The sequence below is a fragment of the Priestia sp. P1_B12_1 genome, assembly GCF_056406695.1.
In genome coordinates this window covers 70,550-97,319 of record NZ_JBFTZR010000003.1, presented here as the reverse complement: position 1 = coordinate 97,319, position 26,770 = coordinate 70,550, and the positions used below count along the sequence as shown (strand labels likewise).

Here is a 26,770-nt window from a genome sequence, read left to right as displayed (position 1 = left end):
AGTGGGGAAAATGAGCAGAACAGTAGTGAATGTAAAAAGTGATGTGCAAGCCGTATTAAACGAATTAAAAAGCAAGCAAATTCGTAATGTGTTTTTCGTCGCATGTGGAGGATCTTCTGCGATCATGTATCCAGCTAAGTATGTACTAGATCGAGAAGCTCAACATATTACATCCGATTTGTATAGCTCGAACGAATTTATCCACCGCAATCCGCAGCAGCTAGGAAAAGACTCCTTAGTTATTTTATGTTCCATGTCAGGAACAACTCCTGAGACTACAGAAGCAGCTAAGTTCGCTAAAAGCAAAGGCGCTTATGCTGTAGCCTTAACAAATGAACCTACTTCACCTTTAGCACACAGCGCAGATATTTTTATTAAGTATGAGTGGGGCAATGACATCGATGCTTTTGAAACAAACTTAGGCGTTTTATATCAGCTTGTATTTGGTCTCTTATACGTAGCAGAAAAAAATGATAAATTTGCAAAGTTAGTTACTAGCTTAGAAAATCTACAGTCTGTTTATGAAAAAGCTCTAGAATACGAAGCGAGCAACGCAAGAAAATTTGCTGAATCACATAAGTCTGAACCGGTTATTTATACAATGGCCAGCGGTTCGAACTATGGAGCAGCCTATTCATTCAGCATCTGTATCTTGATGGAAATGCAATGGATTCATTCTCACGCTATTCACGCTGGAGAGTATTTCCACGGTCCATTCGAAATTATTGATGAAAACGTACCTTTTATCATCCTAGCTGGACTAGATGAAACAAGACCTTTAGAAGAACGCGCCTTATCATTCTCTAAACGATATGGAAAGAAATTAACTGTTCTAGATGCAAAAGCATATGACTTCGAAGGAATTGATAAAGATGTGCAAGGGTATATCGCTCCTCTTGTATTAAATCGTGTACTGCGTCAGTACGCCGAAGAATTAGCCGAAGCACGCAATCACCCTTTAAGTAAAAGACGCTACATGTGGAAAGTAGAATATTAATAATCTCCTAATAAAGATAGAAATCTGTATATTTTCCTTACGAGTTATACTATAATGTTATAAAACATTATAGTATAACTTATATATGAAAGCACTTACAATAAGGGGGTTTCTATATGAAAAAGACAAATTTAATCTTAGCCTCACTTTTAAGTTGTTCTTTAATGCTCGGGGGGTGTGCTGGAAAACAAACGTCTTCAGACTCAGACACAGGAAAGACAACATTAACATTCTTTCACAGATGGCCAAAAGAACCTGAAAAAAGCTACTTTGAAGAAGTTGTAAAAGAATTTGAAAAACAGCACCCTGATATTGATATTAAAACAGAAGCCGTCTTAAACGATTCATATAAAGACAAAATTAAAGTTATGACAGGCACTAATACCCCTCCTGATGTGTACTTTTCTTGGAGCGATGAGTTTGCTAGACAATTTGTCAGAGGAAACAAAGCCTTAGATTTAACCTCTTATTATAAGAAGGATTCAGCATGGTCTTCCAAGCTTGTTCAATCTCAAATTAAACCATATACCGTTAATAAGAAAATTTACGGTGTTCCTGTTACAATGGACGGGAAAATGTTTTTTTACAACAAAGATATCTTCGATAAATTAGGATTAAAAGCGCCTACAAACTGGAACGAGCTACTAAATATTTTAAGCGTGTTAAAAAAGAAGCATTATACAGCTTTAGAATTTGGAAGCCAGGATACGTGGACCATTTCTCACTACGTAGGAACCTTAAATCAGCGCATGGTAAAGCCCGACGTTCTTTCAAAAGACTATAATTCAAAAACTGGGACATTCACGGATAAAGGCTATGTAAAAGCTCTAGAAAAATTAGAAGAATTAGTTCCTTACTTTAATAAAAATACAAACTCGATTGATCATGAATATGCAAGACAACAATTTTCAAATGGAAAAGCAGCTATGTTTTATGCTGAAACTGCTGAAATTAAGCTTTTCGGTCCAACGAAATTTAAGATTGGCATGTTTAATTTTCCTAAAGTGGAGGATGGAAAAGGAAATACTACTAATTTAACTGGATCACCTGAAGGGTTTATGATTTCTTCTAAAACTAAGCATCCAAAAGAAGCGATGGAATTTCTTGAATTTTTAACATCAAAACAAATGGGTGAAAAGCTAGTAAAAGAAGTAGGGAAATACAGTGCAGTAAATGATACAGCGAACAGCAGTAATTCAACACCGGAGCAATTAGAAGCAGTAGATAATATTTTACAAGCCAAAGAGATGGCTCCATGGTTTGATATGGCAATCGATGCTCGAATTGCAGATGCTTATTTAACAGGGGCTCAGCTGATGCTAAATGGTGATAAAACACCTAAAGAAGTAATGAAAGATGTGCAAAAAGCTGCAGCGAGTGTTCGTGCTGAATCTAAAAAGTAAGGAAGTGAAAAAGCGATGTTAAAACGCAATAAGCTAACCCCTTATTTATATCTTCTTCCTGCTTTTGCTTTTTTACTACTCGTGTACATCCCAATTTTTCAGAATATTTGGGATAGTTTTTATGAGTGGAGTACATTTTCACCAGACAAAGTTTTTGTAGGAATAGATAATTATGTGCACTTATTTAAAGACCCTGTCTTTTATCAGGCACTCAAAAATAATATTCTTTATGCGGTCATTTCAATTATTTTTCAAGTGGGTGGCGGTCTAATTGTGGCTGCCGTTTTAGAAGATAAACTTATTCGAAGGTTTTCTCCTTTTTTTCGAACGGTTTATTTTTTACCAGTAGTCGTTTCGATGACCGTTATTGCCTTGTTGTTTACTTTTTTTTACAATCCTGAAGTAGGGCTTTTAAATCAAATGCTCAAAATGATCGGATTAGACTCATTGGCAAAACCTTGGCTAGGAGATAGTAATACGGCTATTTATGCAGTTATTGCTGTATCTCAGTGGCAATCTATCGGCTATATCGCCATGCTGTATATTGTAGCAATACAAAAAATCTCACCTGAATTGTATGAAGCAGCTGAAATAGACGGCGCTAATAAATTTAAAATGTTCTTTCATATTACTGTACCGCAAACAAAAGAAATGACATTTGTTGCTGTTATTTTAACGCTTACTGGTGCTTTTACAGTGTTTAATGAACCTTATATTTTAACAGGAGGCGGACCGGGTACATCATCTGAAGTACTAAGTACGTATTTATACAAAACAGCCTTTTCGAAAGATATGATGGGCTACGCTTCCTCAATTGCTACTGTCATTTTAATTATTACACTGCTGATTTCTCTTGTTCAAATGAAAGCATTTAAAACAGGAAAGGAAGACGCTTGATGCAGATGCCTAAAACAAATGTCACCTTACCTAATGTTGTCAATACAGCCACTAGAGAAAGAAAAAAGAAGAGGTACACAGGTGTAACGATAGTATATGTCGGATTGATCGTCTATTTTATCGTCATTGCGTATCCTTTGCTTTGGATGATTATAAGTTCTTTTAAAAGCACGGATGAAATCTTTACTCACAGCTGGTCTATGCCGCATAATTGGCTAATTGAAAATTACGTGACAGCGTGGAAAAGTGGAATATCTTCTTACTTTTTAAACAGTGTGATCGTCACGGGCGCGTCTTGTTTTTTGACGGTCCTGGTCAGTGCATTAGGAGCTTATGGACTATCACGCTTTGAGTTTCAAGGAAAAGCTTTTGTCCTCATTATATGTCTTGGAGGGCTTATGCTTTCTCCTCAGGTAAGTTTAATTCCTTTGTATAGCATTATTCAAAAACTTGGAATCTATAATACACACTTGGCACTGATTCTGCCTTATGTTGCTTATCGAATTCCTTTAACCATCTTGTTAATTCGCGCTTATTTTCTTTCGATTCCAAAAGAACTGGAGGAAGCGGCTCGGTTAGATGGATGTACAAGCTTGGGAATTTTATTTCGAATTTTCATTCCAATGAGCACGCCCATTTTATTAACAACGACAATTTTGACAGCTTACTACACATGGAATGAATTTATGTTTGCCATTATCTTTATCGACGATGACAGTTTGCGTACAATCCCAGCAGGATTAATGCAATTTAGAGACGCTTTGCAAACAGATTGGGGGGTATTACTAGCTGGACTGACCATTTCAGCAGCACCGATTGTTATGTTGTTTTTGTTTATGCAAAAATATTTTATCCGTGGCATTGCTAACGGAAGTGTTAAATAATAGGAGGACAAGCAGATGAAACTAATTGGAGTAGGGGATAATGTAGTAGATTACTATAAAGATCAAGGAAAGATCTATCCAGGCGGCAACGCGCTAAATGTGGCCGTATTTTGTAATAGATTGAGTCATAATCAGTCTTCCTATATGGGAATCATGGGGAATGACGAATCGGCAGAACATGTAGTAAATACTCTGCAGCAAGAAAAGATGGAGATTAGCAGAGTAAGAAGAGCTGTAGGAGAGAATGGAATGGCGGTTGTAACACTTGATGAACAAGGTGATCGAATTTTTGTAGGATCAAATAAAGGGGGCGTTCAATCTAGATTAAAACTAATGCTGAATGAATCGGATTTAACCTATATCCGCCAGCACGATCTTCTTCATACGAGCGTTTTTAGTCATTTAGAATCTGACCTTCCGTTGCTACATAAAATCATTGATATTTCCTTTGATTTTTCTACAAGATACGATGAGGAATATTTACAGCAAGTATGTCCATATATCAGCTATGCATTTTTCTCAGGAAGCAGCCTGCCAGAAGAAGAGTGTATGGATTTAATAAAGCGAGTACACCTGTTAGGAACCAGTGTCGTATGCGTGACAAGAGGAGAAGATGGAGCTTTATTATCAGTCGAAAACCAATTATTTAAACAGCCTATAATCTCTACAAAAGTGGTCGATACATTGGGTGCTGGAGATTCTTTCATCGCCGGTTTTCTTTCTTCTTATCTACTAGAAAAAAACATAGCAAAAGCTCTCCATAATGGAGCATTAGTGGCATCACAAACTTGTCAAAATTACGGAGCTTTTGGATATGGAAAAGAATATCATACAGACTGTGCGATGGTTTTAAAATGAATAAAATAGCGCCTTTGCTTTTGAAGCAAGGCGCTATTTTATTAAGAATTAGAACTGTCTATAGTGAACGTAACGCGATTCGCAGGATAGTGTAGAAAAGATGAATGAATCGGTCTTTTTTGTGCATCATACGCCACTTTTTCCACTTTAAACAGCGGCTCTCCGACTTCACATTCTAAATGTTTTGCTTCATCCACATTTGCAAATACCATGTTCAATAATTTTTTATTATGAACCGGAGCAATATTGTACTTGTTTTTTATAGTATCGTACATTGAAACTGAATTATGGACGTGCTGATCTAAGTGTGGTAACAATTCTAAGGAGTAGTGAGAAATTTCTAAGGTAAGAGGCTGGTCGTCATAATACAGGATGCGCTGCAGTTCAAGGATTTCACTTTCTGGAGGGATGGATAACATCTTTGCCACATGAGCTTTTACAGGTTTTATACCAAAAGACAAAATTTTAGTCTGCGGTACTTTCCCTAATTCCGACATATACTCTGTATGTCCATTAACGGCAAACAGCTCTCTCTTAGCTTTTGGATATTGAACAAAGGTTCCTTTTCCTTGCTGACGTATCAGAAGGCCTTCTTCTACTAAATCTAATACGGCTTTTCTTACCGTAATCCGACTTACTCCGTATATATCGCACAAATCCGTTTCAATTGGAAGTTTTTCACCCGGAGTATAAACTCCTTTATTAATATCTTCTGTAATAGCCTGTTTTAACTGCATATATAAAGGCGTAGAGCTATGAGTATTTAGCTTCATCTTTTTCCTCCTCTTTCCTAAATACTTTCTTTTGAATATAATTATATTATAACGTAATGTGATGTTATATTACAATTTGCTTTTCTTCCTTTTTATCATGTATGTTTGATACAAAAGAAAGAAAAGTTGGCGAATTCAAAGTTCTATAGCATTCACCTTTCTTTTCTATTAATTGAAAACATGGGTAATGGTTAGACAAGCAATAGAAAATATGCAACAATTTTTATTACCAGCTTCTTCAACATAAGATAAAATATAAAGAAGGTAAGAACTTTATAAAAAGGAGGTTCCGCCATGGGTGAAAAAAAGAATATTGATATAGGTGGTCTTAGTTTTGCTTGGGATTTAGAAAAAGGACAATTTAGCTTTGAAGGAGAAGATGCGATCCTTTTTTGGATTTCTTCTGCGATGAAAACATTGTTTGACACAATCGAAGAAATATCTGGAGAAGAGGCAGCTTCTGTAGTACTGGAAACCACTGGTTTCCGACAGGGATTAGTAGTAGGAGAGTACTTTCAGAATATGAAAGGCGTAACGGTTTTTGAAGCGGCTGAGTTAATTACCAATACATACGCTTCGGCTGGATGGGGAAAAACTACTATCAAATATTTAAATCCTGAAAGTAAAACTCTATCTGCTGAATTAAAAGACAGTTGGGAACATAAAATTAACGTCGCGCAAAAGAAAACAAAGGGAGGAAATTTTCTTCCGGCCCATTATGCAGGGATTTTTACAGGACTATTCGGAACAAATATTTGGTACAAGGTGATTCAACATCAAATAGAAGGGCATGAATGCACTACAGTAGAATACTTCCCTTCTAACATTGATATCGCTCAAAATATTCATCAATTAGCCAGAAGAAAAGAAGCGCAGAAAATAGAACATTTGCAAAACATTGTAGCAGAAAAAACAGCAGAGTTAAAAGATCTTATTAAAAAGCTTTCTTCTCCTATTATTCCGGTTTTGGAAGGCATAGTCGTCGTTCCTTTGATTGGCAAATACGACGAGGATCGAACGGAAGATTTGATTGTCAATACATTAAATAACCTTCCAAAACATCAGGCTAATTATCTTGTGCTGGATTTAACCGGATTGGATAAAGAACTTACTGAATATACGGCAAGTCTTATTGAAAAATTAGGTGCAGCAGCGTCCCTGATTGGTACGAAAACAATTTTAGTAGGGATTTCTGCCGACTTAGGCTTAGTTATATCAGAGACCCATATTGATTTATCAAAATATGATTGTTTTCAAACATTGCAGCACGGCATTCATTATGCATTGGCACAAAGCGGACGAAGCATCGTTTAAAAGATATATTTGAAATATAACAAAATGCACTCATTCAGCATCATAACAAATCTCTTTATCAAAGACTGGAAATGTATTAAAGGATTTCATTTTTTAAAAGAGGAATTGACATAACACTAAAAGGTGTTATATTATTTTTATATAAAACCTTTTAGTGTTATTTTTTAAAAAGGAGAATGAAGATAACGATGAATGATAAAAGTGTAGTAGAAGATGTAAAACAGACGATAATATTTAACGCGCCGATTCAAAAAGTTTGGGATAAAGTAGCAACCGCAGAAGGGCTCCAACAATGGTTCATGCCTAATGATTTTCAGCCTCAGGCAGGATATGAATTTCATTTGCAATCGCCTTTTGGACCATCTCCGTGTAAAGTATTAGAAATAGATGCACCAAACTACCTTTCTTTCTCTTGGGATAAGGATGGATGGGTCGTTTCGTTTACCTTAAAAGAAATGGGTAATCAAACTGAATTTACGCTTATTCATAGCGGGTGGAAAGAAGCTGAAACACTTCTTGAAAAAGCAAACGAAAAGAGTTCAGTGGTACGAGATAGAATGAGCTACGGGTGGATTAGTCTCGTAAATGAAAAACTTCGAAAGGTTGTTGAAAACTAAATGACTTCATCAGCTGCCAAGCATGATATCTTTCAAGCCATTGCTGATCCTACTCGAAGAAAAGTACTTGAGCTGCTTTCTGAAAAAGAATTGCCTATATCAGAAATAACGTCTCATTTTTCAATAAGCCGTACCGCTATTGTCAAGCATCTTCATATACTTTCAGAAGCAGACTTAGTCCATGGACAAAAAAAAGGCAGAGAAAAAGTGTATCATCTTCAGCCAGAGCCTTTAAAAGAAGTACAAGATTGGCTTTCTTACTATGAGCAATTTTGGACGAACAAATTATCTATTCTTCAGCATATTGTTGAAAGAGATGAAGAAAGAAATCAATAGAAAAAGCATAAAAACGTTTTTTATAGGGAATATAGCAAAGCCAGTCGTTAAAAAGACTGGCTGTTTTACATAAAAGCTGGTTTTATTCTAGAAGGACAAATAAAAGAACGATGCAGAACAACATATGACATTTCTTGAAATAAAAAGATAGACCTTTAGAAGAAAAAAAGGGGGAAACAGAGCAATGAACAAGCTTTTATTTTACGGGACGAGCGATGCTCAAGGAGTGCCTCGATTATTATGTGACTGTAAAGTATGTACACAAAAAGATCAATTAAATCAGCGCACAAGGCCCAGTGCACAGTTTACAATGGACGGTAACGTGTTTTTGATTGACGTATCACCTGATTTTAAACATCAATTTCATTTATACAATAACAAAAAAATCCCTTCTACTGTACTTATTACGCATCCTCACAATGATCATGTGGCTGGTTTAGGAGATTTAGCTGACTTATGCTATTGGAATAATGTAAATACAGAAGTCGTAGGAGCGCCTGAAGTCATCAGCGAGTTAACCGAAAGATTTCCTTATCTCGCAAAAAGAAAAGGGCTTACCTTTAAAGGAACGTTAAAATGGGATAGTGGAGAAACAACGATTACGTTTCATAAAGTAAATCACGGATTTAACGGTCATTCCTACGGCATTGTGGTTCATCAAAAACAGGGCGAACGCTGGGCGTATGTATCCGATTCTTTTAATGTGACAAAAGAACAGTGGCAGCCCTTTTACCACTTAGATTTACTGATATTTGGTACATCTTTCTGGAAAGAATATCTTCAAAAAGAAAAAAGATCCGTATATGACGTGACAGAGGCAATGGAGATTAAAGCGAAGCTGCAGGCCAAAAACATGGTATTTACTCATTTATCACATGATATCGATATCCGAAAGCACGCCGAGATGCTCTCAGATGAAAACGTAAGCTTTGCTTATGACGGACGCGAGATTTTATTACCCTAAAGCAATACATAAACGCATAAAAGGTTTCATTTAAAGAAGCAGCGTAGCTAAAGCGCTGCTTCTTTAAGTTTGTAAATTAGATATGTTCGATAAAGTTGCTCACAACTTTGTTAAATCGATCGCTTTCTTCAAGAAAAGGGCAGTGGCAGCTGTTCTCAAAAACTTCAAGTACAGAACCTGAAACCAGCTTTTGAATATGTCTTCCAGCCGCTACAGGAATGAGCTTTTCTTCTTTTCCAAAGCACAGTAAGGTAGGGATTGTAATAAACGGGAGAAAATCTCGATAGTCCACAATGGATTGATCAAACAAAATAGCACTGGCTATCGACTCAGGCATTTTCGTTACTTCTTTCATAATCCAATGTTTATTTTCTTCCGTTAACTCATCCTTAAACATAAGCGGAATAAAACTTTCTAATGTACTTGTTCTATCAAGTTGAATACCCTGCATGAGCGAAATAAGCGCAGGTAAATCAAATGCACCGATTGGGAAGTCTGGCCACTTAAAGTCTGAAGCCATTTCATCTACAATAACATTCCCTTTTACATTTTCTTGACCAAATTGTTTCAAATATTCCCACACAACAAAAGCACCCATCGACCAGCCTACTAATATGACGTCTTTTAATTGATGAGTGGTTATAAACTCATGCACATCACGAGCATAAGTGGAAATTGTATGGCCGTATGGAGTATGACTTGAATTTCCATGTCCTCTTAAATCCAAAAGAATAGTTTGATACTGTTTCGAAAAAAAAGAAAGCTGGTTGTGAAAAAAACGACTGCTCATCCAAACTCCGTGAATGAAAATAATAGGTGTTCCTTCTCCTTGTTGTTCATAGTACAAAGTTGCACCGTCTTTTAATGTATAAAAAGGCATTATTTTCGCCCCCAATTTCAAAGATTTATATCTCATCATGTATGCGCGGGAAAATTCAGGTAGAACGTATCGCGTCAATAAAATTTTTATTGAAGAACAAATCCTAGAAGTGGACGCTTTGATATGTTATACTATTACAGGCTTAAATACTGTATGTTTTTGAAACAATCATTCACTGTAATACTTTTTAGATAGAAGCATCCTCATAAAAAGGATGTTGTTTTTGTCGTAATGTACCTTTAAGTAATGAATTGTTACCATCAATTCGGTTCACAATAACCGACCTACATGCATTATATCTTGCAAATATAAACAGATAGGTGGAAGAAGCAACATGACTGAAAGAAAACCATATCAAGTACTACTATATTATTTGTACACTCCAATTGAAAATCCTGAAGAGTTCACAGCTCAGCACTTGGCATTTTGTAAAGAGCTTGAATTAAAAGGACGCATTTTAATTGCGGCTGAAGGGATCAATGGAACGGTATCAGGAACAGTTGAACAAACAGATAAATACATGGAAACGATGAAAAATGATCCTCGTTTTAAAGGTATTGTATTTAAAATAGACGAAGCAGATGAACATGCGTTCAAAAAAATGCACGTGCGTCACCGCAAAGAATTAGTAACTCTTCGATTAGAAGAAGATGTGAATCCTCTTCGGGTAACGGGTAATTACTTAAGCCCAAAAGAATTTCATCAAGCGATGCAAGATGAGAATACGGTCGTAATTGATGCACGAAACGATTATGAATACGATTTAGGTCATTTCCGAGGAGCTGTTCGTCCGGATATTCGAAACTTCCGTGAGCTTCCTGAATGGATTCGCGACAACAAAGATCAGTTTGAAGATAAAAAAATCTTAACTTACTGCACAGGCGGTATTCGTTGTGAAAAATTCTCTGGGTGGCTTCTTGAAGAAGGTTTTGAAGACGTAAGCCAGCTTCACGGAGGTATTGTCACATACGGAAAAGATCCTGAAGTACAAGGTGAACTATGGGACGGTCAGTGCTATGTGTTTGATGAGCGCATCAGCGTACCAGTTAACCAAAAAGAGCATGTGATTGTCGGAAAAGACCACTTTACCGGCGAGCCTTGTGAACGTTATGTTAACTGTGCAAACCCAGAATGCAATAAGAAAATCTTAGCTTCTGAAGAAAATGAACACAAATATTTACGCGCTTGTTCACATGAATGCCGAGTGAGCCCTCGTAACCGCTATGTAAAAGAACATGGTTTAACAGAAGAAGAGTTTGCAGCACGTGTTAAAGAGCTTGAAAAAGAACACGTAACTTTATAATAAAAAAAAGCAGCACGCTATACAAAGCGTGCTGCTTTTTTATGAAAAGATTCTCTTAGAACCTGGTGTTTAAAGAATGTCATACAACGGGTATTTATGAAAAAGGAAAGATATTCCTAACTTTTTCTATTTGTTTAAAAGAATGTTTTTTTGAGAAAGCGATTATAAAAAAATGATTGTACATAAAAACGAAAAAGGAGCTTGAAAATGGAAGCAAAAATTGAAAAAAAGTACGATGGCCGTTTGCTTGAAGGACCCCTATGGGATGAAGAAAATCAAAAATTAGTGTTAGTAGACATCTTAGATAAAAAGCTTCTTACGTACGATCCAAAAACGACAACCTTAGAAGATATTGCTCTTCCTTCAGTCGTTACAAGCGTTTCTAAAACCAATCATTCAAAATTGATTGTCTCTACCCGTAATCAGCTGCTTTTAGTTGATAAAAACAAAAAGAATCATGAAGAGTATATCCGTTTAGATACTCTTGAAAAAACCATGCGTTTTAATGACGGGAAATGTGATCCATATAATCGCTTTTGGATTGGAACGATGAGTGAAGAAGATGAAGAAGGAAAAGCCCAACTTTACGTAGTAGATGAAAAAGGTGTCATTAAGAGCGCTAAAGAAGGATTAAGCGTGTCAAACGGGCTAGCTTGGAATCGAACAGGAGACAAATTCTTTCTGGTTGATTCACCGAAAAATAAAATTATGTCTTATTCATTTTCGAAAGAAACAACAAGGCTCGAAGATGAAAAAGTAGTGATTGACCTTTCAGATATGGACGGGTTTCCCGATGGAATGACAATTGATGAACACGACCGATTATGGGTAGCGCTTTGGGGAGGTTCGAAAGTCATTTGTGTAGATCCAGATAAAGGAGAAATTATAGAATCTATTCATCTTCCTGTTTCCAATGTAACCTGCTGTACATTTGGAGGAGACGATTTACAAACCTTATTTATCACCACAGCTAAGGAAGAAGAAAAATACGAAGAAGCTGCCGGCTCTCTTTTTTCATGCCGAGTAGGAGTAAAAGGCGTCCCTGCTTATACTTACGTATATTAGATAAGCGCTTGGAAAAATGTAATGATTCCTAAAGCCAAGTAACGAGAGATGTTACATACAGCTTCTACAATTCCTTTACGTTGTGTTCACTTCTTTACATTTTATTCTTTATGAGGAAGAGGAATAAAATATGGGGACAACGAATTTCCATAAAGAAGCCTTTTAAAGAATATGAACACTTCTATTGGGTAATAATGGGAGAAGGTACAAAAGGAGGAATTGTTTTGGAACAAACATTGTATGAAAAAGTGGGCGGACAAGAAGCGATTGACAAAGTAGTTGATTATTTTTATTCTGAACTCGTATTAAAAGACGAAACGGTCAGTCACTTTTTCGAGCATACGGACATGGATAAACAGCGTCGGCATCAAGCTAAGTTTATAAGCTTTGCCTTAGGTGGCCCGAATCAATATTCAGGGAAGTCGATGGCCAAAGCACATGCAAATATGAATATTCAACCCGAACATTTTAATGCAATTGCTAAGCATCTTCACGATGCACTTGCTCACTTTAATGTTGAAGAGCCTGATATTGACCAAGCATTAAGTAAAGTTGAATCCCTAAGAAATGATATTCAATATAAATAAATCATAAAAAAGAAGGTTACTGTGACCTTCTTTTTTTTATGCTCAAAGCTGTGATGTATGAAGGAAACATGGAAAAGACATCGTAATATGATAAAAATGCAATAGGTAAAAATATTTATCGAAAGTCTGGGAGTGGGAGTATGTCAGCAATTAATGGGAAGCAATACGTAGAGAGAATTAATCAATTAAAAGCAAATGTATGGGTTGATGGCAAGCTCGTAACAGGCGATATATCAGAACATCCGGCTTTTAAAGGAGCCATTAACAGTCAAGCTAAGCTTTATGATCTTCAGCATGACAAAAAAATTAAAGATATCATGACATATCAATCTCCGGCTTCTAAAGAATTTGTTGGTACATCTTATTTACAGCCTAAAACAAAAGAAGAGTTAAAAAAAAGACGAGAGATGACCCAGCAATGGGCGCAATTAACCCATGGTATGATGGGAAGAAGTCCAGATTATATGAATACCGTATTAATGGCTTTTGCATCCTCTGCAGAACTCCTGAGAGGAACAGAAAACTGCTTTCCTGAAAACATCCTTTCTTATTATGAATATGTGAGAGAGCACGATTTATCGCTCACTCATACATTCATCGATCCTCAAGTCAATCGAATCCAATTTTATTACGAGCAAAACGACGAACCGATAGCAGCAAAAATAGTTGATAAAAACAATGAGGGAATCGTTATCCAAGGCGCGAAACTGCTTGCTACACAGGGCGGAATGACGGATGAGCTGCTCGTACTGTCTTCAGCGGGCATTCAAGGAAAAGAAAAAGGATTTGCTTTTTCGATTCCAAGTAATACAAAAGGAATTAAATTTATTTGTAGAGAATCATTTGCAGGAAAAGAATCGACGTTTGATTATCCATTAAGTTCTAGATTTGAAGAAATGGATACAGTTGTTGTTTTTGACCATGTATTAGTACCGTGGAACCGCGTTTTTTTCTATGAAAATGTAGACGTATCAAATACATTCCTTGCTTCTAGTTCCTTTTCAGCTTTTGCTCTGCATCAGGTAACTTCAAGGAGAATTGTCAAAACAGAGTTTGTATTAGGGATTGTACAATCTCTGATTGAAACCATTAACATTACGGATTATCCGCATGTGCGAGAAAAAGCAACGGAGCTTATTATTGCTTTAGAAACAATGAAAGCTCTCGTGATGAAAGCAGAAGAAGAAGCGGAAATTGATCCATGGGGATACATGCGTCCGAATGAAACTACACTTCGTATTGCCGCAAATATATTTTCAAAAACATATCCTACCTTTACAGAGATTATCCAGCTTTTAGGTGCAAGCGGACTAATGGCAATACCAACAGAAAATACGTGCCGCTCATTGGTTAAAGAAGATATTACGCGTTATTTACAAGCTAAATCGAGAGGGGCAGAAGATCGAATTAAGCTTTTTCGACTAGCGTGGGATTTAACTATGAGTCCGTTTGGCACAAGAGAAACACTGTATGAACGTTTTTTCTTTGGAGAGCCTGTACAGTTAACCAGTTATCTGTACTTATCTTATGATAAAGAGCGCTATGTACAGAGAGTAACCGATTTTTTAAAAAGTTAACGGAGAAAACGAATCTCCGCTGGGTATGATAGTTTAGTTACCAAAACAGCGGAGATGCTTATTGAATAAATTTTAAAAATCTGCAATAATTTTCAAGGAATCATTTCTGTGAAAATACTAAGGAATACTATAAAGGTAGGATGTGACAATGAAGCAATTAATCTATTTTGGTTTAGAACAAGCAAAATCTTGTGTTTTTCCTGTTATCATTTTTCTTACGTTGGCTATGACAAAAATAATTGAAGTACCGTTTATTTCTAGATATGACCTTATTCTATTAGTCTGTCTAGGAACTCAAGTTTTAATGGTAATGTTTAAACGAGAAACGCTTGATGAAGTAAAAGTCATCGCAGTATTTCATTTAATTGGACTAGCGTTAGAACTCTACAAAGTTCATATGGGCTCATGGAGCTATCCGGAAAAAGCTTTCACTAAAGTCTGGGGAGTTCCGCTGTACAGCGGATTTATGTATGCTAGTGTAGCCAGCTACATGTGCCAAGTGTGGAGAAGGCTTGAATTAAAGCTTACGAACTGGCCTTCTACATGGGTTGTCAGTATACTAAGTGCGGCTATTTACCTTAACTTTTTCACGCATCATTTTATTTACGACTTCCGCTGGTTTTTAAAACTTTTTACTTTACTTATTTTCTATCGAACTTTTGTATATTTTACAGTTAACAAACGTACATATCGCATGCCTTTAGTATTGTCTTTTGTACTGATTGGCTTTTTCATTTGGATCGCTGAAAATATCGCAACATTTTTCGGAGCATGGCAGTATCCAGATCAACAGCAGCAGTGGACAATGGTTCATATAAGTAAAATTAGCTCTTGGCTTCTTCTTGTGATTGTTAGTTTCTTGATTGTTGCTTTACTAAAGCATTTAAAAGAAAATCAAAGCCAATTTAAACAAAGAAAGAAATCAAAAGAAACAAACGAAATATATGAAAGATAGAAACATAACTATGTACACGCTGTTAATATGAAGTGCAGAACCTTTGGAGGCTTATATGCAAGAATATATTTTTTATCTTCCCTATTTTAAATCAGCGGGGAAGACCATAGCAGTTACAAATGAAAATGGAGAAAACGTCGGACAGCTTAAGAGAATGCATAAAAATATGTGGACGAAAAGTATTGATTTTTTAACTCGTGATGGACTTCCAGTGTTAGATTCTATTTCTTGGTTTCCTATCTTTTCCTGCGGCTTAAAGGTACATTTACAAGTTCAATGGGAAGGAAGAACGGTGTTTATTGATCACGTAAAAAAACACCGGTGGGTGATAAAAGAAAATGGAAAAACAGTGGGAGATCTATTAGGTAAAGGAATAATTAACAACGAAGGAGCACAAGAAATTAGATGGGGAAATAACGTCTACATGTTAAGCAGTCATGAAGCTGTAGAGGAAGCGTTTATTTTTAATCAAAAAAGAGAAAAAGTCGCAGAGTTTAAATCAGACCTTTTTCATTTTAAAGAAGGCAAACACTCAATAAGAGTAACAGAAGAACTGCCCGTACCCATTTTTATCGCTTCTTACTATATAACTACTTTTATTATGCCATACATATAATCAGGCGCAGAATCATTCTGCGCCTGATTTTTATATCATGATTTTACAAATATCATTTGTGAATTCAACGGGATCACTAATATATAAACCTTCAATTAGAAGAGCTTGGTTATATAATAAATTTGTATAGAGGTCTAATTTCCCTTTATCATTTTCAAATGCATCTTTTAAAGAAGCAAATACATCATGATGTACGTTAATTTCTAACACTTTTTCTGCTTTTACATGCTGATTATCAGGCATAGCACTTAAAATTTTCTCCATTTCAATCGTTACTTCACCATCAGCTGATAAGCAAACGGGATGTGTTTTTAAACGTTTAGACGCGCGCACATCTCCTACTTTTCCCGCCAAAGCTTTTTTCATATAGTCAAATAGCTCTTTATTTTCTCTTTCCTCAGACTCATTGAGCTCTTCTTCTTCTGCTTCAATCCCTAAGTCACTGCTTGAAACAGATTTAAATTCTTTTTCTTCGTACGTCATTAACATTTTAATTGCAAATTCATCGATATCTTCTGTAAAATACAGAATTTCGTACCCTTTATCTGCAACCAATTCTGCTTGAGGAAGCTTTTCAATTCGGTCATACGATTCACCTGATGCATAATAGATATACTTTTGATCTTCAGGCATGCGCGATACATACTCATCTAGTGTTACGAGCTTTTTCTCTGTAGAAGAATAGAATAAAAGCAGGTCTTTTAATACGTCTTTGTTGCTGCCAAAGTCACTGTAAACGCCGTACTTCAACTGGCGGCCAAATGATTCATAAAACTTCTCGTACTTTTCACGTTCGTTTTTAAGCAAGCTTTTTAATTCATTTTTGATTTTCTTGCCGATGTTTTTGGCAATCAGCTGAAGCTGGCGGTCTTGCTGCAAAATTTCACGTGAAATATTAAGAGATAAATCTTCAGAATCTACCATACCTTTTACAAAGCTAAAGTAATCTGGAAGAAGATCTGCACATTTATTCATAATTAAGACGCCGTTTGAATACAGTTCAAGCCCTTTTTCAAATTCTTTTGAGTAGTAGTCAAACGGACTATTTTCTGGGATAAATAAAATGGCATTGTAGCAAATCGTTCCATCCACATTAATATGAAGGTGAGTGAGCGGTTTATCAAATCCGTAGCGCTTTTCTGAATAAAACTGCTCATAGTCTTCTGAAGTCAATTCATTTTTATTTTTCTTCCAGATAGGTACCATACTGTTGATAACTTGCTCTTCTGTATAATCTTCTAGCTCGTTATCAGAACCTTCTTTAGGACGTTTTTCCGTTATGTCCATTTTAATCGGGTAGCGGATAAAGTCTGAATACTTTTTAATGATCTCTTTTAAACGATACTCTTCTAGATACTCATCATATGTTTCATCTTCTGTATTTTCTTTAATTTTTAAAATAATTTGAGTCCCAACCGTTTCTTTTTTGCAAGGCTCGATTGTATAACCATCAGCACCAGTAGATTCCCATTTATGGGCTTCATCGCTGCCTAACGCTTTACTAATCACCGTCACGACATCTGCCACCATGAACGCTGCGTAAAACCCAACGCCGAATTGGCCGATAATCGTGTGCCCGTCCTTTATTTCATTTTCGTTTTTAAACGCAAGGGAACCGCTTCGCGCAATTGTGCCCAAGCTGCTTTCAAGCTCTTCTTGCGTCATGCCAATTCCAGTATCCGTAATGGTTAAGGTACGGTTAGTTTTATCTGGTTTTACTTTTATGTAATAGCTTTCTTTGTTAAAACGTAAGGAATCGTCTGTTAAGGCTTTGTAATAAATTTTATCGATTGCATCGCTTGAATTTGATAGAAGTTCTCTCAAAAATACTTCTTTTTGAGAATAGATAGAATTAATCATCATCTCTAATAATCGCTTTGATTCGGCTTTGAATTCTTTTTTTGACATAAGAAATTCTCCTTTCCAAATGGGGCTTATAAAATAATTAGCACTTGGGTGAATAGAGTGCTAATCACTCTTCTTATTTAACATGTATTAGGATATTTGTCAATATATTAGGAGATTCGCTAAAGAGAGTAAAAATTAGACTGAAAAAAGCAAACTTTTAAAAAAAGGTTGAACGTTCTGAAAGAGTTTGCTAGAATATACTTAATTTCAAAGACTATATGTGACTGGCGAAACGCGGATAACCGTGAGGAAGCATATAGTGACGTAGCCGTTCGCCTGGGCAGAGGTAAGGGATTAATACATATCTCTTACCTCTTTCTGTTTAGGGGGAGAGGATATAGAAGTTATCACACATGTAGGCTAAAAAACCAGACTTTTAAAAAAATTAAAAATGAAGTTCCTTTATCCAAAGGTAAAAACATGTAAAACTACGATGATAATCAGAGGAGAGTACAAAATGAGCACATTAACATTAGAAAAAGTACAAACAATCAAAACATTAAACAACATTGCACAAAAAGGTCTAAATGTTTTTAATCAAGAAGGTTATCAAATTGACAACGACAGCGAAAATCCAGATGCGATTGTCGTGCGTAGCTTTAACATGCACAGCATGGCATTTGACCAAAATTTAAAAGCTATTGCACGAGCTGGAGCAGGGGTTAATAATATACCGGTGGACGCTTGCACGGAGCAAGGTATCGTTGTATTTAATACGCCAGGAGCTAATGCAAACGCAGTAAAAGAAATGGTTTTAACTACAATTATGGCTTCTTCTCGTAACTTATTTGCTGGAGTTGAATGGACAAAAGGATTAGATGGCCAAGGTGATCAAATTCCTAAATTAGTTGAAGCAGGTAAAAAACAGTTTGTTGGAAAAGAAATCAAAGGTAAAACGTTAGGCGTTATTGGTTTAGGTGCAATTGGTGCTCTTGTAGCAAACGATGCGCTTGATTTAGATATGGACGTAATTGGTTTTGATCCATTCATTTCTGTTAATACAGCTTGGAATTTGTCTCGCAACGTACAGCGTGCAATGTCTCTAGAAGAACTATTTGCAGCATCTGACTATATTACGGTTCACGTTCCATTAACGGACGATACAAAAGGTGTTTTCAATAAAGAAACGTTCAGCATCATGAAACCGGATGTTCATATTTTGAACTTCTCACGCGGTGAGCTTGTAAACGAAGAAGATATGAAAGCTGCTCTTGAAAGTGGAAAAGTTGGACGATACATTACAGATTTCCCAAATCAAAATGTCTTGAACATGAAAAATGTTGTGCCAATTCCTCATCTAGGGGCATCAACTCAAGAATCAGAAGAAAACTGTGCGGTAATGGCAGCACGTCAAGTGAAAAATTTCTTAGAAACAGGAAACGTTAAAAACTCAGTAAACTTCCCGAATGCATCTCTTCCTTACACTGGGAAAAAACGCGTAGCTGCTTTCCATCACAATGTGCCGAATATGGTAGGACAACTTACGCAAGTTTTCTCAAACTACAATTTAAACATCGCAGATATGGTGAACAGAAGCCGCGGTGAATATGCGTATACAATGATTGATATTGACAATCAAGTAAGTGACGAGATTGTGCCTGAGCTAGAAGAAAAAATTGGTCAAATTGAAGGAATTATTACAAGTCGTATTATCTAATTTGGTTACTATCATATTCTAGTGTTGCAGCCCTAACTTAGAAAAGTTAGGGCTGTTTTTACATAGTGTTTATCTTCATATCATTTCCTTCATTCCCATAGCATATAGAAATACCTTTAAAGAGGTGAACGTTTTGTCAGGAGAACTGATCGGAATTTTGATAGGGTCGCTCATCGCGCTGGCAGGAACATTCATTACGTCTGTCGTAGCCATAGTGATGTCGAAAGAGCAATACAAGCAAGAGCTTCGCAAAGCATTTATCCAAAAGAAAGTTGATGCCTATACCCATGTGTGTCAAGTTATTCTAGCTATAAAAAACGATTTACTTACAAAAACTGTTTCTTCAGCCGGATTAAACTGGACGGCTCAATCTATTAACAAACTAGCAGATGTGTGTATTACGGAAGGGCTATGGATCGATGAAGAAGACAGCAAAAAGCTGGAGGTTCTGCAGAAGCAGCTTTCAAAATTTGTATTTGATGAAATAGAACTGTCTAGACATGATATTCTCACAGTCTGTTATGAAATTATTGAATATTGTGAAAAAAAGGTAAGGATTCTTCATTTTATGACTACAAAAGAATAGGTGATTACTACTTTAAGAAGTGATAGTAGAAGTATTAAAAAAGCATCGGTCTTAACGATTGTATAAGAAGTGTATGAGCTATTTCATATTTCATACAGTTCTTAACAAACAGTAAGTGTCTATGAAAAAAACTTTGCAGCAACATACAAAGTTTTTTTTATAGCTTGCGTTTTTTCGTTCAATTGTGGATATAACTAAAGAAAAACAAAGCAAGCAAAAGGATAATTCCAACTACACAAGCCATTTGAATGGTATTTAAGGATGTTGATAACCAAAGGATTAAAGCGATAATACATAAAACTAAGCTACCTAGTACAATGGCAAAACGAATAACAAAAACGACTGTTATAGAACGAAGGCCACATACAGCTGATATACTAATCACTTCTTTGTAGAATGAAATAACTTTTCTGTCCAGGGTATAAGCATGCTTAACATCTCACGTTAATGTCTACATTCACATTATCTTAAGTTTCAATTCATACTGGCTTCATATAAATTAATCATACTGAATGTATTAATAAAAGATATGAGGTGGAACAATGTTAAACAAGCTTTTTAAACTATTTACAATAGAAACCGAGATATCTAAAGATAAAGAAGTAGATCTCCACGAAGAGAACGATTTTAGCGAAGTTTGTGATGATCATTTCATTATAGATGAGTATTAGAAGCCCTATAAAACGCTGCAAAATTGAAAGAATTGATTGAGTATATCTGTATAACCAGTAATTGTACAAGGGTCGTAAAGGTATACTTTTACGGCGAATTAATATTGATGAATTGCTTTTTTCGTGAAACAATGTGAAAAAAATGGGTATCCTAGAAGCAAAAGGAGGGGATAGAATGGGCAAAGAACCAAATGATGAAACAAGTGAAGGGTTGAATCAGCTTTTTGAAATCATCAATGCAAAAGGCGACGAGGGCGAACTTAGAGAAATTGTAAGCAGAAGCAGTGAAAAAAATAATCATAAAAACCATGAGGATCAATCGTAAAAAGAAAATAAAAAACCTCTTCATGGAAATCATGAAGAGGTCAGATGAAATAGTATTGCAACCATTCCATTCTGCAGAGTTTTAAAGTGTTTTAAACTGTTGATGCGACTGGTTTTATGGAACTGATGGGATTCGAACCCACGACCCCTTGTCTGCCAGACAAGTATTCTCCCACTGAACTACAGTCCCGATTATGTAGAGTCTTTATTGCGTGTTGACTCTACTATATTTTAATACGTATGCCGCGCGTTCGCAATAGTTATTTTCAGTGTTTTCTAATTTCTTCATATGAATATTAACTTCTAAAAAAATCATTTACTTCTTGTTTGTACGTATAAAAAAAACTTGGAATTTGGCTTGGTTCCAATCCTTTTGCAGCGTATTTGCTGATGGATTCGTAGTACCATTTCTGCTTTTCGAATCCTCTTTTAAAGCTATTCCAAATCGTATCTCCTTGCTGATCGTAGCTTTCTTTTAAAGACCGTAAATTGTCTAATTTATCTGCTACAATTAAAGATTTCACTTCAAGAGAACCAGTTTTCACAATTTGAATTGTATGCTGTTTACGTTCTTCCCAGCTTTTTGATTTGTTTTCTGTATGAGCTTCAACAATCCCCGCTACCTCTAAACCAAATCTTTGTACAATTTCTTCGAGTGTTACACTTGTATCTTCTACAGCATCATGCAGATAAGCTGCTGCAATTACTTCTTCACTAAAACCCGCTTTTTCTAAAATATTACCTACATTAATAGGGTGAACAATATAAGGTTTATCGGACAGTTTGCGCATTTGGCCGCTATGAGCGTGTTCTGCATATCTACGTGCTTCTTTTATTAAAGACATCATATTCCTCCACTTTTTATTCAGTATATCTTCATATTAATAGTATAAACGAATATAGCTTTCTTCACTTTATAAAATTGCACAAATTCATTTCTTATAATAAGGGAAGGCTATTAAAATCCCTTCATATTGTAGTTTTTTTATAAGACCTAATATCTATTTAATAGGCCTGTATCAGTTGCCATTTCCTTTTTTATTCATAGTTTGTATGAAGGAGTGATAGCAATGCAAAACCGTAATAATCAAAATATTAAGGTCATTGATGTTTCTCATCACAACGGAACAATTGATTGGGCAAAAGTGGCGTCGGATGGTGTAAAAGGCGCGTATATTAAATTAACAGAAGGTACAACCTTCTTAGATAAAAAATCATATGATAATTATATAGGTGCAAAAAATGCAGGTCTACGTGTAGGCTTTTATCACTTTGCTCATGCTGATAATGATCCCATTGCAGAAGTTAATTTCTTTTTAAATAAATTAGGTAGCATGAAGGTTGATTTGCCTCATTGCTTAGATTTGGAAGAAAATAAAGGGAAAACAAAAGCGCAGGTCACAGCCTTTGCAGTTAGATGGATGGAGTATATTGAAAGGAAAACAAGCATTACGCCTATTCTTTACACAGGGTATAGTTTTATTAAATCCAATTTTACAAGCGCTGTGGCAAGATATCCGCTATGGATAGCTCGTTACAGTGGAAGTAACCGCTCTAAGGGATTTGCTAACCCAGGTGATACGGGGATTTGGGATAGATGGTCTATGTTTCAATATACAGATCAAGGAAAAGTAAATGGGATTAAAGGCAATGTTGATATCAATGAAATGGATCTGGATTTCTTTAATAGTATTAATACGGACGTGACGGTGGTGGAAAATAATAAGCCATCAGCACAATTACAGCAAGGTGATAGCGGACTAGCTGTAAAAGAACTGCAGCAAAAATTAATTAAATTAGGATTTGAAATTTCCCAGCAAGGGACCGATGGTCAATATGGCAGTGAAACTGTTGCGGCTGTTAAAGCTCTTCAAGAAAAGTATGGATTAACGTCAACTGGAAAAGCTGATGAGAAAACATTAGCTAAAATAATGGAATTGCTTAAGGGTGTAAGCAATCCTGTCGAAGAATCATTACCAAAGGTTACTTCACTCGGAGATAAATATTCTTTTCAAGTAAAAGCGAAGAAGGATATTGGAGTCTACAAATATGCGAATATAACAGAGAATTTTAGAACTATAAAAAAAGGCACGGTATTTAGTGTATATGGCTATACGAATGCAGCATGGGCTGTTCCAGGTGGATTTGTGCAAATGAAAGACGTAGAACCTATCCCAATTACAATTAAAACAGGCGGATTAAGTAAAGACATGGAAACAGAGTTTCGTGCTTTCTTAAAAAATGAAGGAATCGACAGTGAATTACACGTACATGCAATAGGTAATCCGTCCGCTGAACTTACCGCAGCTGGGCTGGATTTTGTAAAAGTTAAACAGTTTTTAGATAAAAAAGGTTGGTACTACAAGCAATAAACTCCCGCTCCGAAGAGCAGGGGTTTATTTTGGTATTTTGTAAAAAAAGAATAGCAGAGATAAATTAAGTAATTAAAATATGTTCTAAATAACAAAGTAGGTGATAACAAAAAAGTTTCTATGTATAGTTCACCTCTAACAGTCATATTTTTAGTCAACGGCTCATGGAGGGTGAATGAATATGAAAAATACGCAGATTCGAATTGAAACACTATCCTATCACTATGAAAGTATTATGGTGAATGATGAAGTAGAGCGTGCGATAAAAAGTATCGAAGTGACGTATCGAGCATATAAACATAACCACGTTTTAAACGGACATGTAGTACTTTCAGGAGAAGAGATTTACGATCTTCAGCAGCTGACTCACGCAGTGGCTGGGAAAATAAAAGCGGAATTAGAAACTACATAAAAAAGCGCCTTTCTTTAATCTTGGTTTAAGATTAAAGAAAGGCGCTTTTTTATTAATTGTTAATTAAACTGCGAAAAGAAGAAATTAAAGTATGTTCTAAATAAAATGTATAAATAAAAACATAGCCTCTAAGACAACTCCTTAAAGCATACACATTATCTTTGCATTGTGAACTTTGTCTCTTTTACCACTACTTTTCTTTTACTATGTGTAAGCAACACGCCGCATAACGTAATGATGCTTCCCACAATGGAAGCTGCACTCGGGATATCTTTTAAAAGCAGCCACGCTAAGAAAAAGGACAGCGCAGGAGTTAAGTAAAGAGAAATGGCAGCCTCAGCAGAACCTATACGCGATGTCAGATAAGCGAGTACCATGTAGGGAATAACGGTTGGAAATAATCCTAAATATGTCACGCTTATCGCTGATCTGACAGAGATATGTGCAAGTTCTGTTTCTAACCCAGGTAAAAAAACAAGCATAGAAATTGTAGCCCCCCAAATACTGTACGTCACAAAAGAAAGAAAACCATACTTTTTTAATAAATTTTTTTGACATACTATATAGATGCTTTCTGCAAGGGCAGCTAGCAGAATCAGTAAGATTCCATTAATTGAGTGTACAAAGTTCTCTTTGCTGAAGGTTAAAAGTGCAATACCTGCAAAGCTTACTGCAGATCCAATCCATTTTCTTTTTCCGAACTCCTCCTGAAAAAGAAAAATAGCTAAAAGGGAAGAAAAAATAGGAGTAGTCGAGACCAGTAAACTCGCAATACCCGCACTCACCGTTTTTTCTCCAATGTTTAATGCCGTGTGATATACGGTAAAACCTAAAAAACCGAGTGCTAAAAGAAGTGGAATATCTTTTATATCAGGCAAGCGCATGCGTGTAGCTATTGCAATAACTAACAGTACTAAAGAAGCAATACTTAACCGAACAAAAGCAAGGTGCTGAGGAGAAAACGATTCCAGTCCTATTTGAATAACTGGAAATGCTGAAGCCCATAAGCTAATCATCAGTATATGTAAGAACACCAGACTAAACGTTAATTTCATGCCTATTCATCTCCATTTTTCATTTTGAATCCAACCAGTATCTATTGTGGTTCCCATGTTAATAAACATTTGATAAAATGTCTTCAACCAGTTTAAAAGCAATTAACCCAACCACTTTAAAAACAGGAGTAAATGTATGAATCAAGGAAACAGTTCAAGTTATCCAAAATACAAACACATCATTGATTTTATGAAAGAGAAAATTGCGCGTGGAGAATGGCCGATTGGAAGTAAAATTCCTAGTCAGCGAAAGCTTGCTGCTATGTTCGATGTTAACCGAAGTACGGTCATCACGGCATTAGAGGAATTAACAGCGGACGGTTTAATTGAAGGTAAGATGGGAAAGGGAACAATCGTTATAAATAATACATGGACACTTTTGGCTACGACTCCGCCCGATTGGAATGTTCATGTGAAATCAGGTATGCATCGTCCGAGTCAAGCAATGGTACAAGATATTAATGAATCCGAATTTAACTCAAACCTTATTCAATTAAGCAAAGGAGAGCTTTCACCTGACATATTCCCTAAAGATAAAATGAAATACGCTATGGAAAAAGTAGCAAAAAACATGGAGGTTCTGGGATACGAAGAACCAAAGGGGTATTTTCCTTTACGAAAAGAGTTAAGTGCGTATATGAAAACAATTAAAATAGAATCTTCTCCAGATTCTATTTTAATTGTTTCCGGCGCTCTTCAAGCTCTTCAGCTTATTTCAATTGGACTGCTGCAAAAGAACTCTTCGGTTTTGCTAGAAAAACCTTCTTATCTATACTCCTTACATGTATTTCAATCAGCGGGAATGAAACTCAAAGGTCTTTCTATGGATGAGGAAGGAATAAAAGTAACAGCTATAAAACGCGCCGACCCTCAAGAAGGGCAAGCTATTTTATATACAAATCCATGTTTTCATAACCCAACGGGAACATTAATGTCACAAAAAAGGCGTTACGATTTGCTGAAAGAATGTGAGGAACATCAGCTTCCTATTATTGAAGATGATTTATACCGCGAATTATGGCTAAATAAACAGCCTCCGTTGCCATTAAAGGCTTTAGATAGAAATGGACACGTGTTATATGTTAGCAGTCTTTCTAAAACATTAAGCCCGGGATTACGTATCGGATGGATAGTCGGCCCAGAACCAGTCATTGAGCGTTTGGCGGATATTAAAATGCAAACGGATTATGGATCTAGCTCATTGTCTCAAAGAGTGGCAGCAGAATGGTTTAAAAATGGCTTATATCAACAGCATATGGAAACGGTACGAACCGAATTGCGAACAAGAAGAAAAGTTATGCTGAATGCTTTAGAAACATATGCAGGAGATGTAGCGACATGGACGAATCCTGAAGGAGGCTTTTTTATATGGGTGCATATTCAACCTTCTATTTCAATGAAATCTTTATACTCTCGTGCTTTAAAAAGAGGGATATTGCTTAATTCCGGAAGTATCTATGCACAAGAAACCGGCAGTTATCTCCGGCTTTCTTACGCCTATGCCTCTTTACCAGATATCGATAGAAGTATTAAAATTCTTGCTGAACTTATTCGGGAATTGCAAGTACAGTAAAAAGGAATAGCGGATTATTCGCTATTCCTTTTTACTTGTATCAAACTCTTCTTCCTATAAAAAACTCCAAGTAACAACTGACTATATATTACCGTCTATAAATCCATGTTATTTTTTATGATAAAAATAAGTTAAGAAGACTTTTAATTTGCTTTCTGTACGTTTTACATGTAAATCGTGAATGGT

General features: G+C 36.0%; 26 protein-coding genes, 1 tRNA gene and 1 riboswitch. Of the genes, 21 read left to right on the top strand and 6 right to left on the bottom strand.

Annotated features, from left to right (window positions below; all coding sequences use genetic code 11):
- The first annotated feature begins 10 nt into the window (after positions 1 to 10).
- The 5 genes from AC1D0Y_RS11505 to AC1D0Y_RS11485 all read left to right on the top strand — a co-directional run bounded on the left by AC1D0Y_RS11505 (position 11) and on the right by AC1D0Y_RS11485 (position 5,039).
- Entirely contained in the window at positions 11 to 997 is a 987-nt protein-coding gene (locus tag AC1D0Y_RS11505; protein WP_060745608.1) for an SIS domain-containing protein, read from the top strand.
- 116 nt (positions 998 to 1,113) lie between these two features.
- Entirely contained in the window at positions 1,114 to 2,400 is a 1,287-nt protein-coding gene (locus tag AC1D0Y_RS11500) for an ABC transporter substrate-binding protein (RefSeq protein ID WP_060745607.1), read from the top strand.
- A 15-nt stretch (positions 2,401 to 2,415) separates the two neighbouring features.
- Entirely contained in the window at positions 2,416 to 3,297 is an 882-nt protein-coding gene (locus tag AC1D0Y_RS11495; protein WP_028408489.1) for a carbohydrate ABC transporter permease, read from the top strand.
- Positions 3,297 to 4,181, top strand: coding sequence for a carbohydrate ABC transporter permease (locus AC1D0Y_RS11490; RefSeq protein ID WP_028408488.1), 885 nt, complete (start codon positions 3,297 to 3,299; stop codon positions 4,179 to 4,181). Before AC1D0Y_RS11495 ends, AC1D0Y_RS11490 begins: the two co-directional genes overlap by 1 nt.
- 15 nt (positions 4,182 to 4,196) lie before the next feature.
- Positions 4,197 to 5,039, top strand: a complete 843-nt coding sequence (locus AC1D0Y_RS11485; RefSeq protein ID WP_060745606.1) for a PfkB family carbohydrate kinase — start codon at positions 4,197 to 4,199, stop codon at positions 5,037 to 5,039.
- Between the two features lie 41 nt (positions 5,040 to 5,080).
- Here the strand turns inward: AC1D0Y_RS11485 and AC1D0Y_RS11480 are convergent, their stop codons facing one another.
- A complete protein-coding gene (locus AC1D0Y_RS11480) occupies positions 5,081 to 5,812 on the bottom strand; it encodes a GntR family transcriptional regulator (RefSeq protein ID WP_028408486.1) in 732 nt (243 codons plus the stop codon).
- A gap of 294 nt (positions 5,813 to 6,106) precedes the next feature.
- Between AC1D0Y_RS11480 and AC1D0Y_RS11475 the strand changes: the two genes are divergently transcribed.
- From AC1D0Y_RS11475 to AC1D0Y_RS11460, 4 genes are all read left to right on the top strand, one after another.
- Positions 6,107 to 7,126 (top strand): STAS domain-containing protein, encoded by a 1,020-nt coding sequence (locus AC1D0Y_RS11475; RefSeq protein ID WP_060745605.1) that lies wholly within the window; start codon positions 6,107 to 6,109, stop codon positions 7,124 to 7,126.
- A gap of 188 nt (positions 7,127 to 7,314) precedes the next feature.
- Positions 7,315 to 7,743 (top strand): SRPBCC family protein, encoded by a 429-nt coding sequence (locus tag AC1D0Y_RS11470; RefSeq protein WP_060745604.1) that lies wholly within the window; start codon positions 7,315 to 7,317, stop codon positions 7,741 to 7,743.
- On the top strand, positions 7,744 to 8,079 hold the full coding sequence (locus AC1D0Y_RS11465; protein WP_060745603.1) for an ArsR/SmtB family transcription factor: 336 nt from the start codon (positions 7,744 to 7,746) through the stop codon (positions 8,077 to 8,079).
- A 184-nt stretch (positions 8,080 to 8,263) separates the two neighbouring features.
- On the top strand, positions 8,264 to 9,043 hold the full coding sequence (locus tag AC1D0Y_RS11460; protein ID WP_060745602.1) for an MBL fold metallo-hydrolase: 780 nt from the start codon (positions 8,264 to 8,266) through the stop codon (positions 9,041 to 9,043).
- Between the two features lie 76 nt (positions 9,044 to 9,119).
- Here AC1D0Y_RS11460 and AC1D0Y_RS11455 read toward each other — a convergent pair whose 3' ends face one another.
- Entirely contained in the window at positions 9,120 to 9,923 is an 804-nt protein-coding gene (locus tag AC1D0Y_RS11455) for an alpha/beta fold hydrolase (RefSeq protein ID WP_201026583.1), read from the bottom strand.
- Positions 9,924 to 10,257: 334 nt separating this feature from the next.
- Here AC1D0Y_RS11455 and trhO point away from each other — a divergent pair, with 334 nt between their 5' ends.
- The 6 genes from trhO (at position 10,258) to AC1D0Y_RS11425 (ending at position 16,026) form a co-directional block, all read left to right on the top strand.
- The gene (gene trhO, locus AC1D0Y_RS11450; protein ID WP_477707588.1) at positions 10,258 to 11,226 is read left to right on the top strand and encodes an oxygen-dependent tRNA uridine(34) hydroxylase TrhO; all 969 of its coding nucleotides are present in this window, start codon (positions 10,258 to 10,260) and stop codon (positions 11,224 to 11,226) included.
- Between the two features lie 207 nt (positions 11,227 to 11,433).
- Complete coding sequence (locus AC1D0Y_RS11445; RefSeq protein WP_025751869.1) at positions 11,434 to 12,291, top strand: SMP-30/gluconolactonase/LRE family protein; 858 nt, start codon at positions 11,434 to 11,436, stop codon at positions 12,289 to 12,291.
- Between the two features lie 224 nt (positions 12,292 to 12,515).
- Positions 12,516 to 12,878, top strand: a complete 363-nt coding sequence (locus AC1D0Y_RS11440; RefSeq protein WP_081085230.1) for a group I truncated hemoglobin — start codon at positions 12,516 to 12,518, stop codon at positions 12,876 to 12,878.
- Between the two features lie 140 nt (positions 12,879 to 13,018).
- Positions 13,019 to 14,455, top strand: coding sequence for a 4-hydroxyphenylacetate 3-monooxygenase, oxygenase component (gene hpaB, locus AC1D0Y_RS11435; RefSeq protein ID WP_028408477.1), 1,437 nt, complete (start codon positions 13,019 to 13,021; stop codon positions 14,453 to 14,455).
- Between the two features lie 148 nt (positions 14,456 to 14,603).
- Positions 14,604 to 15,410 (top strand): DUF817 domain-containing protein, encoded by an 807-nt coding sequence (locus tag AC1D0Y_RS11430; protein ID WP_028408476.1) that lies wholly within the window; start codon positions 14,604 to 14,606, stop codon positions 15,408 to 15,410.
- Positions 15,411 to 15,465: 55 nt separating this feature from the next.
- Positions 15,466 to 16,026, top strand: coding sequence for a tubby C-terminal domain-like protein (locus AC1D0Y_RS11425; RefSeq protein ID WP_028408475.1), 561 nt, complete (start codon positions 15,466 to 15,468; stop codon positions 16,024 to 16,026).
- Positions 16,027 to 16,056: 30 nt separating this feature from the next.
- On the opposite strand, the gene htpG is transcribed toward AC1D0Y_RS11425, so the two are convergent.
- Positions 16,057 to 17,934 carry a molecular chaperone HtpG gene (htpG, locus tag AC1D0Y_RS11420; protein ID WP_477707587.1) on the bottom strand — a complete coding sequence of 626 codons (1,878 nt, stop codon included), beginning with the start codon at positions 17,932 to 17,934 and terminating at the stop codon, positions 16,057 to 16,059.
- Between the two features lie 210 nt (positions 17,935 to 18,144).
- A riboswitch (ZMP/ZTP riboswitch) is annotated at positions 18,145 to 18,223 on the top strand.
- Between the two features lie 168 nt (positions 18,224 to 18,391).
- Here htpG and AC1D0Y_RS11415 point away from each other — a divergent pair.
- The 3 genes from AC1D0Y_RS11415 to AC1D0Y_RS11405 all read left to right on the top strand — a co-directional run bounded on the left by AC1D0Y_RS11415 (position 18,392) and on the right by AC1D0Y_RS11405 (position 21,173).
- Complete coding sequence (locus tag AC1D0Y_RS11415; RefSeq protein WP_013057119.1) at positions 18,392 to 19,591, top strand: phosphoglycerate dehydrogenase; 1,200 nt, start codon at positions 18,392 to 18,394, stop codon at positions 19,589 to 19,591.
- Positions 19,592 to 19,724: 133 nt separating this feature from the next.
- Positions 19,725 to 20,177: a hypothetical protein gene (locus tag AC1D0Y_RS11410; RefSeq protein WP_028408473.1), complete on the top strand. Its 453-nt coding sequence runs from the start codon at positions 19,725 to 19,727 to the stop codon at positions 20,175 to 20,177.
- 846 nt (positions 20,178 to 21,023) lie between these two features.
- The gene (locus AC1D0Y_RS11405; protein ID WP_013057122.1) at positions 21,024 to 21,173 is read left to right on the top strand and encodes a hypothetical protein; all 150 of its coding nucleotides are present in this window, start codon (positions 21,024 to 21,026) and stop codon (positions 21,171 to 21,173) included.
- A 117-nt stretch (positions 21,174 to 21,290) separates the two neighbouring features.
- On the opposite strand, the gene AC1D0Y_RS11400 is transcribed toward AC1D0Y_RS11405, so the two are convergent.
- Together AC1D0Y_RS11400 and AC1D0Y_RS11395 are read right to left on the bottom strand one after the other, a co-directional pair.
- Positions 21,291 to 21,362 (bottom strand) — tRNA-Ala (locus AC1D0Y_RS11400).
- Positions 21,363 to 21,468: 106 nt separating this feature from the next.
- The gene (locus AC1D0Y_RS11395; RefSeq protein ID WP_060745598.1) at positions 21,469 to 22,017 is read right to left on the bottom strand and encodes an HD domain-containing protein; all 549 of its coding nucleotides are present in this window, start codon (positions 22,015 to 22,017) and stop codon (positions 21,469 to 21,471) included.
- Between the two features lie 225 nt (positions 22,018 to 22,242).
- Between AC1D0Y_RS11395 and AC1D0Y_RS11390 the strand changes: the two genes are divergently transcribed.
- Together AC1D0Y_RS11390 and AC1D0Y_RS11385 are read left to right on the top strand one after the other, a co-directional pair.
- Positions 22,243 to 23,544 (top strand): GH25 family lysozyme, encoded by a 1,302-nt coding sequence (locus AC1D0Y_RS11390; protein ID WP_028408471.1) that lies wholly within the window; start codon positions 22,243 to 22,245, stop codon positions 23,542 to 23,544.
- Positions 23,545 to 23,725: 181 nt separating this feature from the next.
- Positions 23,726 to 23,956, top strand: a complete 231-nt coding sequence (locus AC1D0Y_RS11385) for a hypothetical protein (protein WP_016764194.1) — start codon at positions 23,726 to 23,728, stop codon at positions 23,954 to 23,956.
- Positions 23,957 to 24,111: 155 nt separating this feature from the next.
- On the opposite strand, the gene AC1D0Y_RS11380 is transcribed toward AC1D0Y_RS11385, so the two are convergent.
- Entirely contained in the window at positions 24,112 to 25,011 is a 900-nt protein-coding gene (locus AC1D0Y_RS11380; RefSeq protein ID WP_028408470.1) for a DMT family transporter, read from the bottom strand.
- 136 nt (positions 25,012 to 25,147) lie between these two features.
- Between AC1D0Y_RS11380 and pdxR the strand changes: the two genes are divergently transcribed.
- Positions 25,148 to 26,584 (top strand): MocR-like pyridoxine biosynthesis transcription factor PdxR, encoded by a 1,437-nt coding sequence (gene pdxR, locus AC1D0Y_RS11375; RefSeq protein WP_060745597.1) that lies wholly within the window; start codon positions 25,148 to 25,150, stop codon positions 26,582 to 26,584.
- The last annotated feature ends 186 nt before the right edge of the window (positions 26,585 to 26,770 follow it).